Consider the following 13,561-nt stretch of genomic DNA (forward strand, 5'->3'; position numbering starts at 1 on the left):
AGGCGGACCGCTCCATCCGGGAGGATGCCCCCATGACCGCCCAGATTCTCGATGGCAAGGCCACCGCAGCCGCGATCAAAACCGAACTGACGGCCCGCGTGGCGCAGCTGAAGGCCCGGGGCATCACCCCCGGCCTCGGCACCCTGCTGGTCGGCGACGACCCGGGCAGCCGCTGGTACGTCAACGGCAAGCACAAGGACTGCGCGGAGGTCGGCATCACCTCCATCCGCCGCGAACTGCCCGCCACGGCCTCCCAGGAGGAGATCGAGGCGGTCGTGCGCGAGCTGAACGACGACCCCGCGTGCACCGGCTACATCGTCCAACTGCCGCTCCCCAAGGGCATCGACACCAACCGCGTCCTGGAGCTGATGGATCCGGCCAAGGACGCCGACGGGCTGCACCCGACGTCGCTGGGCCGGCTGGTGCTGGGCATCGAGGGCCCGCTGCCCTGCACCCCGTACGGGATCGTCGAGCTGCTGCGCCACCACGGGGTCGAGATCAACGGCGCGCACGTCGTGGTGCTCGGCCGGGGCATCACCGTCGGCCGCTCCATCGGGCTGCTGCTCACCCGCAAGTCCGAGAACGCCACCGTGACCCTGTGCCACACCGGTACGCGCGACCTCGCCGGGCTGCTGCGCCAGGCGGACATCGTCGTCGCGGCGGCGGGCGTGCCGCACCTGGTGAAGCCGGAGGACGTGAAGCCGGGCGCGGCCGTGCTCGACGTCGGCGTCAGCCGCGACGAGAGCGGCAAGATCGTCGGGGACGTCCACCCGGGCGTCGCCGAGGTGGCGGGCTGGATCTCCCCGAACCCGGGCGGTGTCGGCCCCATGACCCGGGCGCAGCTGCTGGTGAACGTCGTCGAGGCGGCGGAGCGGACCACCAGTGCGGGCTGAGCACGACGTGAGCGGTACGGGCGGGACGCCCGGCGAGGCGGCCCGCCCCGAACCGGGCGCCGGGCCGGGCGCCGAGCCGGGTGCCGCTCCGGGTGCCACGCCGGGCGCCGAGGCGGGCCCGGGGAAGGCGGCCGGTACGGGCGCGCGGACGGGTGCCGCGGCGGGTGCGGCGGCCGGTGCCGCCGTCGGCCCCGAAGCCGGCCGGGGGCCGGAGGGGTCCGGGGGCGGCGAGCCGGAGAAGGCCGCGCCCGCCGCGCAGAGCGCCGCGCGGTCCCGGCGCTTCCCCACCGTCACCCAGGACACGGCCCGCCCCGAGGGCGCCGGCCGTGCCATCCCCGGAGCGGTGTCCACGCCCGCCCGTCAGTGGCCGATGCTCAGCGTCCTCGGCGCCACCGCGGTCGGGCTGCTGTCCACCGCGGTGGGCCATCCGCGGGTCGGCTGCCTGGTGATGGGCGTCGCGCTGATCGCGGCCGCGGTGCTGCGCCGCGTCCTGCCCTCGGTGGGCATGCTCGCGGTGCGCTCCCGCTTCACGGACATGATCACGTACGGGGTGCTGGGGGTGGCCATCACCCTGCTCGCGCTGGTGATGGAGCCGCAGGGGCTGGAGATCCCGTTCCTGGAGAGCGTGGTCCGCTTCACCGTCCGCTAGTGAGGTCCAGCAGGGCGTCCAGGGCCGCGGCGACGGCCGGACGGGACTCCGTACCGGCCCGCACCAGCGCCTGGAGGGTCCGCCCCGGGCCCGGCAGCTCCACCACCGCCGTGCCGGGCGGCGGCGCGTCGCACAGCAGCTTCGGCAGGACCGCGGCGGCCCGCCCGGCGGCGACCAGCCACAGCCCGGCCCGCAGGTCGGCGCACTCGTGCGCGATGCGCGGGGTGAACCCGGCGTTGCGGCAGGTGTGCACGAGCATCTCCCGGCAGCTGCTCGGGGCCGGCGCCGACACCCAGTCGGCCCCGCGCAGCGCCGCCGGCCCCTCCCGCTCGTAGGCCGGCAGCAGCGCCTCGGGCAGCGCCAGGCACAGCGGGTCCTCGAACAGCGGGACGGCGGTGGTGCCGCTCGCGGGCGCGGCGCCGAGCAGGGGGTACGCGTACGTCACCGCGAGGTCCAGGCGCCGCCCGCGCAGCTGCGGCACGGCCTCCTCCGGGTCCGCCTGGACCACGCGCGGCCGCAGGCCCGGGTGGCGCCGGGCCAGGGCGGCGACGAGCGGCGCGGCGACCGTGGCCAGCGCGCTCGGGGCGCAGCCGACGTACAGCTCCCCGGCCGGGCCGGTGTCGAGGGCCCGTACCGCCCCCTCGGCGCGTTCCAGGGCGGCCAGCACCGGCTCGCAGGCGGCGGCGAGCGCCGCGCCGGCAGGGGTGAGCCGCAGGCCGCGCCCCTCGCGCTCGACGAGGGCGGCGCCCGCCTCGGCCTCCAGGGCGCGCAGCTGCTGCGAGACCGCGGAGGGGGTCACCCGGTGCAGCTCGGCGACCGCGGTCACCTTCCCGTGCTCGGCCAGGTCCCGGAGTATGACCATCCGTTTCACGTCAAGCATGAGCTCAGCTTAACGACGGGTGTAGCTGAAGTAGCTGGACTTCACGGTGGCCGGGGCGGAAGCTCGTCGTATGAATCCTCTGAAGGTGCTCCTGGTCGGAGCCGGCGGAACCCTCGGCCGCGCCGTCCACACCGCCCTGCGCGAGCGCGGTCACGACGTCGTCACCGCCTCCCGCAAGGGTGCGGACCTGTACGTCGACATCACCGACCCGGAGTCCGTCCGGGCCCTGTACGACGCGGCCGGCCCGCTGGACGCGGTGGCGAACGCCGCCGGCAGCGTCCCCTGGCGGCCGCTGTCCGCGCTGACCACCGCCGACGTCCGCGAGGGCCTGGAGGGCAAGGCCGTCAGCCAGATCGAGCTGGTCCGCCAGGGCGCCGCCCGGCTGCCCGCGCACGCCTCCTTCACGCTGATCACCGGCATCCTGGCGCGCGAACCCCTGCTCACCGGCTCCGTCGCCTCCCTCGTCAACGGCGCGGTCGAGGCCTTCGTGCGGGCCGCCGCCATCGAACTGCCGGGCCGCCAGCGGATCAACGCCGTCAGCCCGACCGTCTTCACCGAGTCCCTCGACGCGTACGGGGACACCTTCGCCGGCTTCGACCCGGTGCCGGTCGCCCGCGCGGCGAACGCCTACGTCAAGTCCGTCGAAGGGCACCGGACCGGGGAGGTCTTCCGGGTGGAGTAGGACGCGGGCGCAGGCCCGCCACCCGGCCGGACCTTCGAAACGCCGGGCTCTGGCCCTCCGTGTGCCGTGGACCACAGGGACCGGGGGATTGGGGGCCCCGCGGGTCGGATAGCCTGACCGCGGATGTCTCTTCACGTCAAGATTCACAGGACAGGGAAGCGGCGTCCTCCCCAGTACGTGGGACCCAGCACATGGGGCGGGGACGCCCCACCGCCAGCTGTCTAACGGAGAAGGCCATGACCCGCACTCCCGTGAATGTCACTGTCACCGGCGCCGCCGGCCAGATCGGCTACGCGCTGCTCTTCCGCATCGCGTCCGGCCACCTGCTCGGCGCGGACGTGCCGGTCAAGCTCCGCCTCCTGGAGATCCCCCAGGGCATGAAGGCCGCCGAGGGCACCGCCATGGAGCTCGACGACTGCGCCTTCCCGCTCCTGAAGGGCATCGACATCTTCGACGACCCGAACCAGGGCTTCGACGGCGCCAACGTCGCGCTGCTCGTGGGCGCCCGCCCGCGCACCAAGGGCATGGAGCGCGGTGACCTGCTCTCCGCCAACGGCGGCATCTTCAAGCCGCAGGGCGCCGCGATCAACGCGCACGCGGCCGACGACATCAAGGTCCTGGTCGTGGGCAACCCGGCCAACACCAACGCGCTCATCGCGCAGGCCGCCGCCCCGGACGTACCGGCCGAGCGCTTCACCGCGATGACCCGCCTGGACCACAACCGGGCGATCTCGCAGCTCGCGCAGAAGACCGGTGCCGACGTCACCGACATCAAGCGCCTGACCATCTGGGGCAACCACTCGGCGACCCAGTACCCCGACATCTTCCACGCGGAGATCGCCGGCAAGAACGCCGCCGAGGTCGTGAACGACCAGCAGTGGCTGGCCGACACCTTCATCCCGACCGTCGCCAAGCGCGGTGCCGCGATCATCGACGCCCGTGGCGCCTCCTCGGCCGCCTCGGCCGCCAACGCCGCCATCGACCACGTGCACACCTGGGTCAACGGCACCGCCGCGGGCGACTGGACCTCCATGGGCATCCCGTCGGACGGCTCCTACGGCGTCCCGGAGGGCATCATCTCCTCCTTCCCCGTCACCTGCGCCGACGGTAAGTACGAGATCGTCCAGGGCCTGGACGTCAACGAGTTCTCCCGGACCCGCATCGACGCGTCCGTGGCGGAGCTCGTCGAGGAGCGCGACGCGGTGCGCGAGCTCGGCCTGATCTGACCGAGCCGGTCCACGGCGGGCCGATCCCGGCGCGCCGACGGCGGCCGCTGATCGGGTTCACCCGATCGTGTGCGCGTCGCGAACGTCCTTGCGCCCCGGCCAAACCTGGCCGGGGCGCTTTGGCGTGAAAGCACCTGTCTATCCCTGTAGGTGGAAAATAAGGTCGCCCGGTGACCGACCACCTGATTCCCCCTCAGTCCGGCGGCGGTGACGCCGGGGCGGACCCTCGCCACGGCCGCCCACCGGTGCACCCCGCGGTCAGCGAGGCCGGTCGCCTCCTGTGCGCGGGAACCTACCTCGACGCCGCGTACCGCGACCGCGTGATCGACGAGCTGTACGTCCACGAGGAGCGCATCGCCGCCCCGTCCTACGGCTTCGACGCCACCCGCGTGCTCGCCCACGCGCTGCGCGCCCGCCGCATCGAACTGGCCTGGGCCGGCGGGATCATCGGCGCCTGGCTGGTGGGCTCCCTGCTGACCAGCGGGGGCCTCACCCTGCTGCTCGTCCCCTTCCTGATGCTGAGCCTGGCCAACTGGCTGCGCGCCCGGCGCAACCCCCTCGTACGCTTCCTCGGGCTGCTGGTGCGGATCTACGCGTGGATCTCGCTGCTCCTCGTCGTCTTCGGGCTCTGGGCGGCCGCGACCGGGGAGGCACTGGCCATCGCCGAGTTCCTGGACTTCTTCTCCCTCACCTCGGGCAGCTCCGGATACGGGTCCGGCGGGTACGGGGAGTACGGCCGCTACAGCGGATCCGGGGATCCGTCCGGCTCGCCGGTCGTCTGGCTGACCCCCGCGGTGTTCGCGGCCGTCGTGGCCCTCGTCGCCCTCCAGCGCGGGCACGCCGCCCGGATCGTCTCCACCGAACTCTCCCCGCCCCGGTACGCCGACCAGGCGAACGACCCCGCCGAGAGCACCCAGAGCCCCCGGTTCGCCCGGGTCCGCGCCCGGATCCGGGGCGAACAGCACGCCCCGCTGGTCATGTACAACATCAACGCCCCGTTCACCGGGGCGGGCGCCGCCTTCCGGCCCTGGCAGCTGTCCGTCGAACTGCGCCCCCGCGAAGGCCTCGACCCCGGCCAGAAGCCGCAGCCCGTCACCAACGCCCACATCGTGCAGCGCATCGTCCCGCTGCTGCACGCCCTGCGCGTGCCGTCCCCGCACGGCACGCGGGCGGCCCAGGACGCCGTACTGGACCGGCTGCGCGAGCTGGTCGTCGACGAGTGCGTCTTCCTGCCGGCCGTCGGGCTCCCGCACCGGGACGTCGCTCCGCTGACCCCGCAGCAGTTCGCCGAGCACCGGCTCGGCGCCATAGAGGAGGGCGGGGAGCGGCGCAGGCACTTCCTGCGCATCCGGGTCGGCGGCTGGGACGAGAACCTCGTCGTCACCGTCTTCGTACGGGTCCACACCCAGGGCCGCATGCTGATGCTGGAAGTGGCCCCGCACGTGCTGCTGCCGGTGCGCACCCGGTTCCAGAACGCCGACGCGGCCGCCCAGCGGCTGCTGAACAACACCTGGTTCGGCAAGGCGGTCGAGGCGCTGGCCGCGACCCCCGGCTCGTTCGCCGGATCCGTCGCCACCCTGGGCCGCGGCGTCGCCAGCTGGTGGCGGATCGTCACCGGCGGCCACGGCGGAGCGCGCCCGGAGGGGCCTGAGCTGTCCGTGCGGGAACTCGCCGCCCAGGACGACGGCTCCCTCTTCCACCTCATGGACCTCGCCCGGTACCTCAAAACCATTCAGGACCGGGTGGTCGGCGGGGTTACCGTCGCCCTGCACGAGTCCGGCTGGCACACCGAGGAGTTCGCGCAGCGAGCGGTGCACGTCGCCGAGGGCGGCATCTACATCCAGTCGATGAACAACAGCGCGGCCAGCTTCAACGGCAGCAACAACACCAACACCGTCGGCACGAGCGGCAGGGGGAGAAGCGGTGGGAACTGACGACCAGCGCGGGATCCGGATGGACAACGTACACGGCAGTGCCGTGAGCTTCGGTGGCAGCAACAACACCAACACCGTCCACAACGGCGGCGGTGCGCAGGACCGGGCACCCGGCGCGGAGGAACTGCTGGAGGCCGTACGCGAACTGCGCGCCGCCCTCGTCCGGCTGCCCCGCAGCACCGAGCGGGCGGCGCTCGACGCCGAACTCGACGAGGCCGCCGGGGAACTGGAGGAGGCCGAACAGATCCGGCCAGGCCTGCCCGCGCGGCTGCGCGGCGCGCTGGAGCGGTGGGCCCCGCTGGTGGAGACGCTGAGCGCGGCCACCGCGCTGGGCGGGCTGCTCGCCTCGCTGGGAGGCTGACCGGTGCCCTCGTCCGACGGTGCCCGCTGGGACCCGCAGTCGCAGCGGTGGGAGTGGGGTCCGGCCCCGGCGGCGGCCCCCGCGCCGGATCCGGGTCCGGCGGCCGGATCCCCGGCGGCTCCTGACCGGGCCGCCGGGCCGCCGCAGCCGCCCGCGCAGCCGCCCATGCAGCCGCAGCCGCCCATGCCGCCGCAGCTGCCCACCCTGCCCCTGACGCCGCCCGGGCCGACCGGGTCCGGGTACCACGAGCCGTGGCCCCCGGTGCCACCCCCGCCCCCGCCGGGCGCGGGGCAGTGGCGCGCCCCGGTGCTGGTGGGCCTGGCGGCTGCGGTCGCGGGCGGCGCCGCGGTCGCGGCGTGGATGCTGCTCGGTCCCGACAACGGCCCGGCGACGGCCGCGCGGCCACCGGCGTCCCCGTCGTCGGGGCAGCCCACCGGACCGGCCCCCGAGCCGCCCGTGGACCCGTCGTCACCGGGCACCGGCACGCCCAGCACCCCGGCGGGCACCGGCAGCGCCGGCTACACGGTGGTGCGCAACGACGACGGCTTCTCGGTGGCGGTACCCGCCGGCTGGGAGCCCAGCCACAACGAGACGGGCAGCGGGGCCTTCTACCGCCCGCCCGGGGACCGCAGCGCCCTGCTCCAGATCTTCCGCGTGACGGAGAGCGGCTCCACGGGCTCCTGCACGCTGCTGCAGATGTCCTCGGACCGCCTGCGCGACGGGACCCCCGGCTACCGTCAGGTCTCCCTCGAACCGGCGTCCGGAACCGGCTGCGAGCTGGTCTACGAGTACGACAGCGCGGAGTCCCACGGCCGCCGCCGGGGCATGGAGCGGATCATCACCACGCCGGACGGCAAGCGGTGGGCGCTGCTGGCGGCCGGCCCGTCCGGCGAGAGCACGACGACGCGCGCCAACCTGACGGCGGCCCTGGACTCGTTCCGGCCCGACTGAGCCGCCCGGCCCGACTGAGCGGCCCGGCCCGACTGGGCCGCCCGGTCAGGCCGCCCGGCCGGTCAGGCCTTCTTCGCCGACGCCGGGGTGTAGTGCCCCGGGGTCATGCGGGTGGTGACGCCGATCCGGTTCCACACGTTGATCGTCGCGATGACGGCGATCAGCTGGGCCAGCTCCGCCTCCTCGAAGTGCTTGGCGGCCCTGGCGTACACCTCGTCGGGGACGAAGCCCTCCGTCAGGACGGTGACGGCCTCGGTCAGTTCGATCGCCGCCAGCTCCTTCTCGGTGTAGAAGTGCCGCGATTCCTCCCAGGCGCCGAGCAGCAGGACGCGCTCGACGCTCTCGCCGGCGGCGAGCGCGTCCTTGCTGTGCATGTCCAGGCAGAAGGCGCAGTGGTTGAGCTGCGAGGCGCGGATCTTGACGAGTTCGACGAGGGCCGGGTCCAGGCCCTTCTTCGCCGCGATCTCCAGGCCGATGACGGCCTTGTAGACCTCGGGGGCGACTTGGGCGAACTGCATGCGGGGGGCGTGTGCGACGGCGAGTTCGGCGGTGTCGGCGTGCGTGCCGGTCTGGTTGCTCATGGCTCCACCGTACGGACGAGGCGGCCCGCCGCTATGGTCCATGTCCATGACCGGATCGTGGGCCACTTTCGGTGCCGACCTGCACCTGGACCTCGCCGCCGCGGCGGCCGGACGGGGCCTGCGGGCCGCCCTGACCGAGGCGCTGCGGGAGGCCGCGCGCAGCGGGCGGCTCGCGCCCGGGACGCGGCTGCCGTCCTCGCGGTCCTTCGCCGCCGACCTGGGGATCGCCCGCAACACCGTCGCGGAGGCGTACGCCGAGCTCGTCGCCGAGGGCTGGCTGACGGCCCGCCAGGGTTCCGGCACCCGGGTCGCGGAGCGGGCCAGGGTGCGCCGGGCCGCCGGGGCCTCCCCGGTACGCCGCCCCGCGCGGCGGGGGCCCGCGTACAGCCTGCTCCCCGGCTCGCCCGACCTGAGCGGCTTCCCGCGCACCGCCTGGCTGGCGGCGGCCCGGCGGGCGCTGACCGGCGCCCCGAACGACGCCTTCGGCTACGCCGCCGACGCACGCGGCCGGGCCGAGCTGCGCGAGGCGCTCGCCGGGTACCTGGCGCGGGCGCGCGGGGTGTACGCCGACCCGGACCGGATCGTGCTGTGCGCCGGCTTCGCGCACGCGCTCCAGCTCCTCGGGCGGGTGCTGCGGGGGCGCCGGGTGCGGGAGGTGGCGGTGGAGGGGTACAGCCTCGACGTGCACCGGGACCTGCTGACCGGGGCCGGGCTGGTGACCCGCCCGCTGTGGGTGGACGAGGCCGGCGCCCGCACCCCGGAGCTGGCCGCGCTCGGCCCCCGGACGGGCGCGGTCCTGCTGACCCCGGCGCACCAGTTCCCCACGGGCGCGGCCCTCACCCCCGCGCGCCGGGCGGCGGCCGTGGACTGGGCGCGCACCACGGGCGGGGTGATCCTGGAGGACGACTACGACGGGGAGTTCCGCTACGACCGCCAGCCCGTCGGCGCGCTCCAGGGGCTGGACCCGGACCGGGTGGTGTACCTGGGCACCGCGAGCAAGTCCCTGGCGCCGGCGCTGCGGATGGGCTGGATGGTGGTCCCGCCGGACCTGCTGGAGGAGGTGACGGCGGCGAAGGGCCCGGTCGACTGGACGTCCAGCGCGCTGGACCAGCTGACCCTGGCGGAGTTCATCACCTCCGGGGCGTACGACCGCCACGTGCGCGGCATGCGCCTGCGGTACCGGCGGCGCCGGGACGAACTGCTGGCCGCCGTGGCGGGGCGGGTCCCCGTCTCCGGCATCGCGGCCGGGCTGCACGCCGTGCTGGACCTCCCGGCGGGCACCGAGCGCTCCCTCGTCCAGGCCGCCGCCTGGCAGGACCTGGCCCTGGAGGGCCTGGCGCGCTTCCGCCACCCGGAGTCGGCGATGCCGGTGCGCGAGGCGCTGATCGTGGGCTACGGCACCCCGCCCACGAGCGCCTGGACCCCGACCCTGAAGGCCCTCACCGCGGCCCTGCCGTGACGCCCCACCGGCGCCTCCTTCCCCCGCCCGGGCTTCCCGCCGCTGCGCCGGACTCCGTCCGGGACCGCAGGCGCCGCCACCTGCTGCGCCCCGTCGCCGCCCTCGCCCGCTCGGCGCCCGCGGACTCGGGCCGTCGGCGGGGCGGTGGGCCCGGGCTGGCGGGTCCACCGCCTGCGGGTGGTCGGCCGCTGCGCGGGCAGGTTCCCCTCCCCGCCCTTCCACCGTTCCCCGGGCTCTGCCCGGACCCGCGCCTCAAACGCCGGCGGGGCTGGATCTCTCGCCTGCGCCGCGTCCGGCCCCGCCGGCCTTTGTGCGCAGGGGCCGGTGGGCAGGTGACAGCTCACGCCCCTTCTACGATGGCGGCGCACCCGCCACCAGAGACGCGGGGTCCGGTTGCCGGGCGGCAGTTCACGCCCCGCCGGCCATGGCGGTGCAGCCGCGTCCGGCCCCGCCGACGTGTGCGGCGCGGAGGCCGGTCGGCGGGCAGCAGTGTACGCCCCGTCTGCGAGGGCAACGCGAGCGCGGCGCGCGGCCCCGCCAGCCCCGCCGGCGTTTGAGGCGCGGGGTCCGGGGCGGCGACCCGGGGAACGGTGGAAGGGCGGGTAGGGGACCGGCCCCGCAGGGCACGCACAGCCGCAGCCCGGACACCGCGCATCCGCGCCGGGCCCCCGAGGGCACCCGGGCCGGCCTGCCCTCCGCACAGCCGCAGCCGCACCCGGGCAGCCGCAGCCCCCGGGCTCCGGACGGGGAGGCGCCCGGCCAGGGCTACGGTTCGCCGAAGCGGGACAGGGTCAGGGCGCCCGCCACCGCCACCGCGAAGCCCGCCACCGCCGCCCAGGTCAGGCCCTCGCGGGTGCGGTCGCCGAGCCAGACCACGCCCACCACCGCCGGGCCGACCGTCTCGCCCAGGACCAGGCCCGCCGTCGCCGCCGTCACCGAGCCGCGCTGCAGGGCGGAGGTGAGCAGCAGGAACGCCGCCGCCCCGCCCAGCAGCAGTGCGTACAGCGCCGGGTTGCGCAGTTCCCGTACCGAGAGGGAGCCGATGAGCCGGACCGCCACCTCCACCACCCCGAAGCCCGTCCCGGCCGCCAGCCCCAGGACCAGTGCGCGCGGCCCGTCCGGCAGCCGCCCCGCCGCCGCGCCCGCCACCAGGACGAGCACGGCCACCCCCAGCAGGCCCAGCTTCAGCGCGAGCGTCCCCGTCCCGGACCCCTCCTCACCGGAGGCCAGCCCGAGCATCAGCAGCCCCGCGCACACCACCCCCACCGCGCCCCACTCCAGCCGCGTCAGCCGCATCCGCAGCATCCGCGCCGCGACCACCGCCGTCACCGCGAGGCTCGCGGCCAGCGCGGCCCCCACCGTGTAGATCGGGACGTGCCGCAGGGCGATGATCTGGAGCACGAAGCCGACCGCGTCCAGGCCGAGCCCCGCCACGTACCGCCACTGCCGCACCGCCCGCAGGAACAGGGCCGCGTCGACGCCCGACCCCGACCCCGGGACCGCCGCCGCCCGGGCAGCCACCGCCTGGAACACCGACGCGGTACCGAAACACACCGCCGCACCCAGCGCGCAAACCATCCCAATCAGCACGAACAGACTCTAGGTCACCATCGTGACAAGGGTGTGACGGCGGCCGGATTCCCTCCCCCCGCGCCCCCGCTCTAGGGTGCAAGCCATGGATACCGGCAACACCACCAGACGCCGCATGCGCTCCAGCGCGGTCGCCCTCGGCGGCATGGGCCTGCTCGCCGCCACCCTCGTGGCCTGCGGGAGCAACGACGAGCCCGACAAGCGCTGCGCCTCCCGCACCACCCTGGACCACCTGAACGCCAAGGAGTGCAAGAGCGGCGGCCACGGCGCGTACTACTACGGCGGCTCCGTCCGCAACGGCAAGGTGACCGGCGGCAGTTTCGACAAGTCCGCCGTCACCCGGGGCGGCATCGGCGGCCACAGCACCTCCGGCTCCTCCGGCGGCTGAGCCCCATGCAGCGGCACACCATCGAACCGCGCCCCGACTGGCAGAAGACCGTCGAGGAGCAGGGGCTGATCTACCCCCTCACCCGTTACCCCGACGACTCGCTGCGCCCCTACTGGGACGAGAGCGCGTACTACTCCTTCTCGCTGCCGGAGGTCGAGGCGCTGGAGGGGGTGGTCGAGGAGCTGCACGCCATGTGCCTGGCCGCGGCCGCGCACATCGTGGAGAACGACCGCTTCGCGGACCTCGGCATCACCGACCCGAAGCTGGCCGCCCTGATCGCGGAGTCCTGGCGGCGGCGCGCCGAACAGCCCTCCCTCTACGGCCGGTTCGACCTGCGCTACGACGGAGCGGGCGCCCCCGCCAAGCTGCTGGAGTACAACGCCGACACGCCCACCTCCCTCGTGGAGGCGGCGAGCCCGCAGTGGTTCTGGATGGAGGACCGCTTCCCCGGCGCCGACCAGTGGAACTCCCTCCACGAACGGCTCGTGGAGGCCTGGCGCCGCCAGGCGGAGCTGCTTCCGCCCGGCCCGCTGCACTTCGCGCACTCCGAGACCGACGAGCTCGGCGAGGACCTGATGACGGTCGCCTACCTCCAGGAGACCGCCGAGCAGGCCGGGCTGGAGACGCACGCGCTGTCCGTGGAGACGATCGGCTGGGACAGCCTCGCGGGCCGGTTCGTGGACGAGAAGCTCCGCTTCATCCGCAGCTGCTTCAAGCTCTACCCGTGGGAGTGGCTGGCCACCGACGAGTTCGGCCCGCAGGTGCTGGGCACCTACGACCACGGCGGCGGCTCCGGCAGCACCGTCTGGATCGAGCCGATGTGGAAGATGCTGCTCTCCAACAAGGCGCTGCTGGCGATCCTGTGGGAGCTCTTCCCGGACCACCCGAACCTGCTGCCCGCCTACCTCGACGGCCCGCGCGAGCTGGCCGCGACCTGCGGGTACGCCGCCAAGCCGCTGCTGGGCCGCGAGGGCGCCGGGGTCACGCTCCACGAGCCGGGCGAGGGCGGGGAGCCCTTCGTCCCGGCCGAGGGGGAGACGTACGTCTTCCAGGCGTTGGCCCCGCTGCCCGACTTCGACGGCAACCGGGTGGTGCTCGGCGCGTGGGTCGTGGAGGAGGAGGCGGCGGGGCTCGGCATCAGGGAGTCGGCGGGGCCGGTCACGGACGAGTACGCCCGCTTCCTGCCGCACGTGATCCTGGAGGACTAGTCCGCGTCCGGGCAGTACTTCTCGAAGCTGAGCTTGGCGCCTGCCGTCCAGCCCTTCCAGTAGGAGTCGGAGTGGGTCTGGCTCTTGTCCGGCGCGGGCGGGCTGTCGCAGTCTTCCTTGGAGGCCTTCACGCCGGCCGTGGCGCCGTCCCTGTAACCGTTGCGGTAGTCCTGCCGGTTGTTGGTGGGGGACGGGGACTTGGGCTCCGCCTTCTTGCAGTTCACGAAGATGAAGTTCTGGTCCTCCGCGACCGCCAGGACGGTGTAGTCGACGTTCTTCTGGAACCGCTGGACCCGGAAGTTGCCGTTGGCGTCGATGTTCAGCGGCTCGGTCGACTCGCCGTCGTTCAGGTTGCGCGGCGGCGTGAAGCCCTCGCCGGTGATGACGACGAACTTCCCGCCCGGATCGGGGGTGACCGTACAGCTGGCGGTGGGCACCGCCGTCGTGGCGGCGGCCGCCGGTGCGGCGACGGCGGCGGCGCCGCCGAGGGCGACGCAGGACGCCAGGACGCCGCAGAGCAGGGTGTTTCGGTTGCGTCGGTGCATGGGGGTCTCCCATCGGAGGGGCGGCCCGCGAAGACCAGGGGCGCGCACCCGTACGGGGTCCTTCCATCGTCCGGCGGACCGTTCCCGGTGTCCACCGCAGCGCCCCGAGCAGCGGGGGGGGGGGGGGGGGAAGCCGACCCCCCCCGGCCTGGCGGCGGGGGAGGGGGGGACACACACCACCCGTTTCAGCCCCCACCCCCACTCCCCCTTCTTG

At 74.8% G+C, this 13,561-nt stretch carries 14 protein-coding genes; 10 read left to right on the forward strand and 4 right to left on the reverse strand.

Annotated features, from left to right (window positions below; translation table 11 throughout):
• The first annotated feature begins 32 nt into the window (after positions 1-32).
• A complete protein-coding gene (locus ACZ501_RS06580; RefSeq protein WP_468793026.1) occupies positions 33-893 on the forward strand; it encodes a bifunctional methylenetetrahydrofolate dehydrogenase/methenyltetrahydrofolate cyclohydrolase in 861 nt (286 codons plus the stop codon).
• 7 nt (positions 894-900) lie between these two features.
• A complete protein-coding gene (locus ACZ501_RS06585) occupies positions 901-1,542 on the forward strand; it encodes a DUF3017 domain-containing protein (protein ID WP_361608304.1) in 642 nt (213 codons plus the stop codon).
• On the opposite strand, the gene ACZ501_RS06590 is transcribed toward ACZ501_RS06585, so the two are convergent.
• A complete protein-coding gene (locus ACZ501_RS06590) occupies positions 1,529-2,422 on the reverse strand; it encodes a LysR family transcriptional regulator (RefSeq protein ID WP_361608306.1) in 894 nt (297 codons plus the stop codon). The genes ACZ501_RS06585 and ACZ501_RS06590 overlap by 14 nt on opposite strands.
• Positions 2,423-2,501: 79 nt before the next feature.
• On the opposite strand from ACZ501_RS06590, the gene ACZ501_RS06595 reads away from it, so the two are divergent.
• From ACZ501_RS06595 to ACZ501_RS06615, 5 genes are all read left to right on the forward strand, one after another.
• The gene (locus ACZ501_RS06595) at positions 2,502-3,104 is read left to right on the forward strand and encodes a short chain dehydrogenase (protein WP_361608314.1); all 603 of its coding nucleotides are present in this window, start codon (positions 2,502-2,504) and stop codon (positions 3,102-3,104) included.
• Positions 3,105-3,340: 236 nt separating this feature from the next.
• Positions 3,341-4,330, forward strand: coding sequence for a malate dehydrogenase (locus tag ACZ501_RS06600; protein WP_361608308.1), 990 nt, complete (start codon positions 3,341-3,343; stop codon positions 4,328-4,330).
• A gap of 170 nt (positions 4,331-4,500) precedes the next feature.
• Entirely contained in the window at positions 4,501-6,264 is a 1,764-nt protein-coding gene (locus tag ACZ501_RS06605) for a hypothetical protein (RefSeq protein WP_468793029.1), read from the forward strand.
• Positions 6,254-6,625, forward strand: coding sequence for a hypothetical protein (locus tag ACZ501_RS06610; RefSeq protein WP_361608312.1), 372 nt, complete (start codon positions 6,254-6,256; stop codon positions 6,623-6,625). The genes ACZ501_RS06605 and ACZ501_RS06610 overlap by 11 nt, the downstream gene beginning before the upstream one ends.
• Positions 6,626-6,628: 3 nt before the next feature.
• On the forward strand, positions 6,629-7,576 hold the full coding sequence (locus ACZ501_RS06615; protein ID WP_468793032.1) for a hypothetical protein: 948 nt from the start codon (positions 6,629-6,631) through the stop codon (positions 7,574-7,576).
• 62 nt (positions 7,577-7,638) lie between these two features.
• Here ACZ501_RS06615 and ACZ501_RS06620 read toward each other — a convergent pair whose 3' ends face one another.
• A complete protein-coding gene (locus tag ACZ501_RS06620; protein ID WP_362463818.1) occupies positions 7,639-8,157 on the reverse strand; it encodes a carboxymuconolactone decarboxylase family protein in 519 nt (172 codons plus the stop codon).
• 46 nt (positions 8,158-8,203) lie between these two features.
• Between ACZ501_RS06620 and pdxR the strand changes: the two genes are divergently transcribed.
• Positions 8,204-9,616 carry a MocR-like pyridoxine biosynthesis transcription factor PdxR gene (gene pdxR / locus ACZ501_RS06625; RefSeq protein WP_468793035.1) on the forward strand — a complete coding sequence of 471 codons (1,413 nt, stop codon included), beginning with the start codon at positions 8,204-8,206 and terminating at the stop codon, positions 9,614-9,616.
• Between the two features lie 765 nt (positions 9,617-10,381).
• Here the strand turns inward: pdxR and ACZ501_RS06630 are convergent.
• Entirely contained in the window at positions 10,382-11,194 is an 813-nt protein-coding gene (locus ACZ501_RS06630; protein WP_361601391.1) for a DMT family protein, read from the reverse strand.
• 97 nt (positions 11,195-11,291) lie between these two features.
• On the opposite strand from ACZ501_RS06630, the gene ACZ501_RS06635 reads away from it, so the two are divergent.
• Both ACZ501_RS06635 and ACZ501_RS06640 read left to right on the forward strand, forming a co-directional pair.
• Positions 11,292-11,594: a hypothetical protein gene (locus tag ACZ501_RS06635; protein WP_361601370.1), complete on the forward strand. Its 303-nt coding sequence runs from the start codon at positions 11,292-11,294 to the stop codon at positions 11,592-11,594.
• Positions 11,595-11,599: 5 nt separating this feature from the next.
• The gene (locus tag ACZ501_RS06640) at positions 11,600-12,802 is read left to right on the forward strand and encodes a glutathionylspermidine synthase family protein (RefSeq protein ID WP_361601367.1); all 1,203 of its coding nucleotides are present in this window, start codon (positions 11,600-11,602) and stop codon (positions 12,800-12,802) included.
• Here the strand turns inward: ACZ501_RS06640 and ACZ501_RS06645 are convergent.
• Positions 12,799-13,347, reverse strand: coding sequence for a hypothetical protein (locus ACZ501_RS06645; RefSeq protein ID WP_361601364.1), 549 nt, complete (start codon positions 13,345-13,347; stop codon positions 12,799-12,801). The genes ACZ501_RS06640 and ACZ501_RS06645 overlap by 4 nt on opposite strands.
• Positions 13,348-13,561: the final 214 nt, after the last annotated feature.

It is taken from the genome of Streptomyces sp. NPDC034085 (genome assembly GCF_055575555.1).

Coding starts and splice junctions, on each gene's coding strand:
- ACZ501_RS06580 (WP_468793026.1), top strand. CDS start 33: ATGACCGCCCAGATTCTCGATGGCAAGGCCACCGCAGCCGCGATCAAA.
- ACZ501_RS06590 (WP_361608306.1), bottom strand. CDS start 2,422: ATGCTTGACGTGAAACGGATGGTCATACTCCGGGACCTGGCCGAGCAC.
- ACZ501_RS06600 (WP_361608308.1), top strand. CDS start 3,341: ATGACCCGCACTCCCGTGAATGTCACTGTCACCGGCGCCGCCGGCCAG.
- ACZ501_RS06620 (WP_362463818.1), bottom strand. CDS start 8,157: ATGAGCAACCAGACCGGCACGCACGCCGACACCGCCGAACTCGCCGTC.
- pdxR (WP_468793035.1), top strand. CDS start 8,204: ATGACCGGATCGTGGGCCACTTTCGGTGCCGACCTGCACCTGGACCTC.
- ACZ501_RS06630 (WP_361601391.1), bottom strand. CDS start 11,194: ATGGTTTGCGCGCTGGGTGCGGCGGTGTGTTTCGGTACCGCGTCGGTG.
- ACZ501_RS06635 (WP_361601370.1), top strand. CDS start 11,292: ATGGATACCGGCAACACCACCAGACGCCGCATGCGCTCCAGCGCGGTC.
- ACZ501_RS06640 (WP_361601367.1), top strand. CDS start 11,600: ATGCAGCGGCACACCATCGAACCGCGCCCCGACTGGCAGAAGACCGTC.
- ACZ501_RS06645 (WP_361601364.1), bottom strand. CDS start 13,347: ATGCACCGACGCAACCGAAACACCCTGCTCTGCGGCGTCCTGGCGTCC.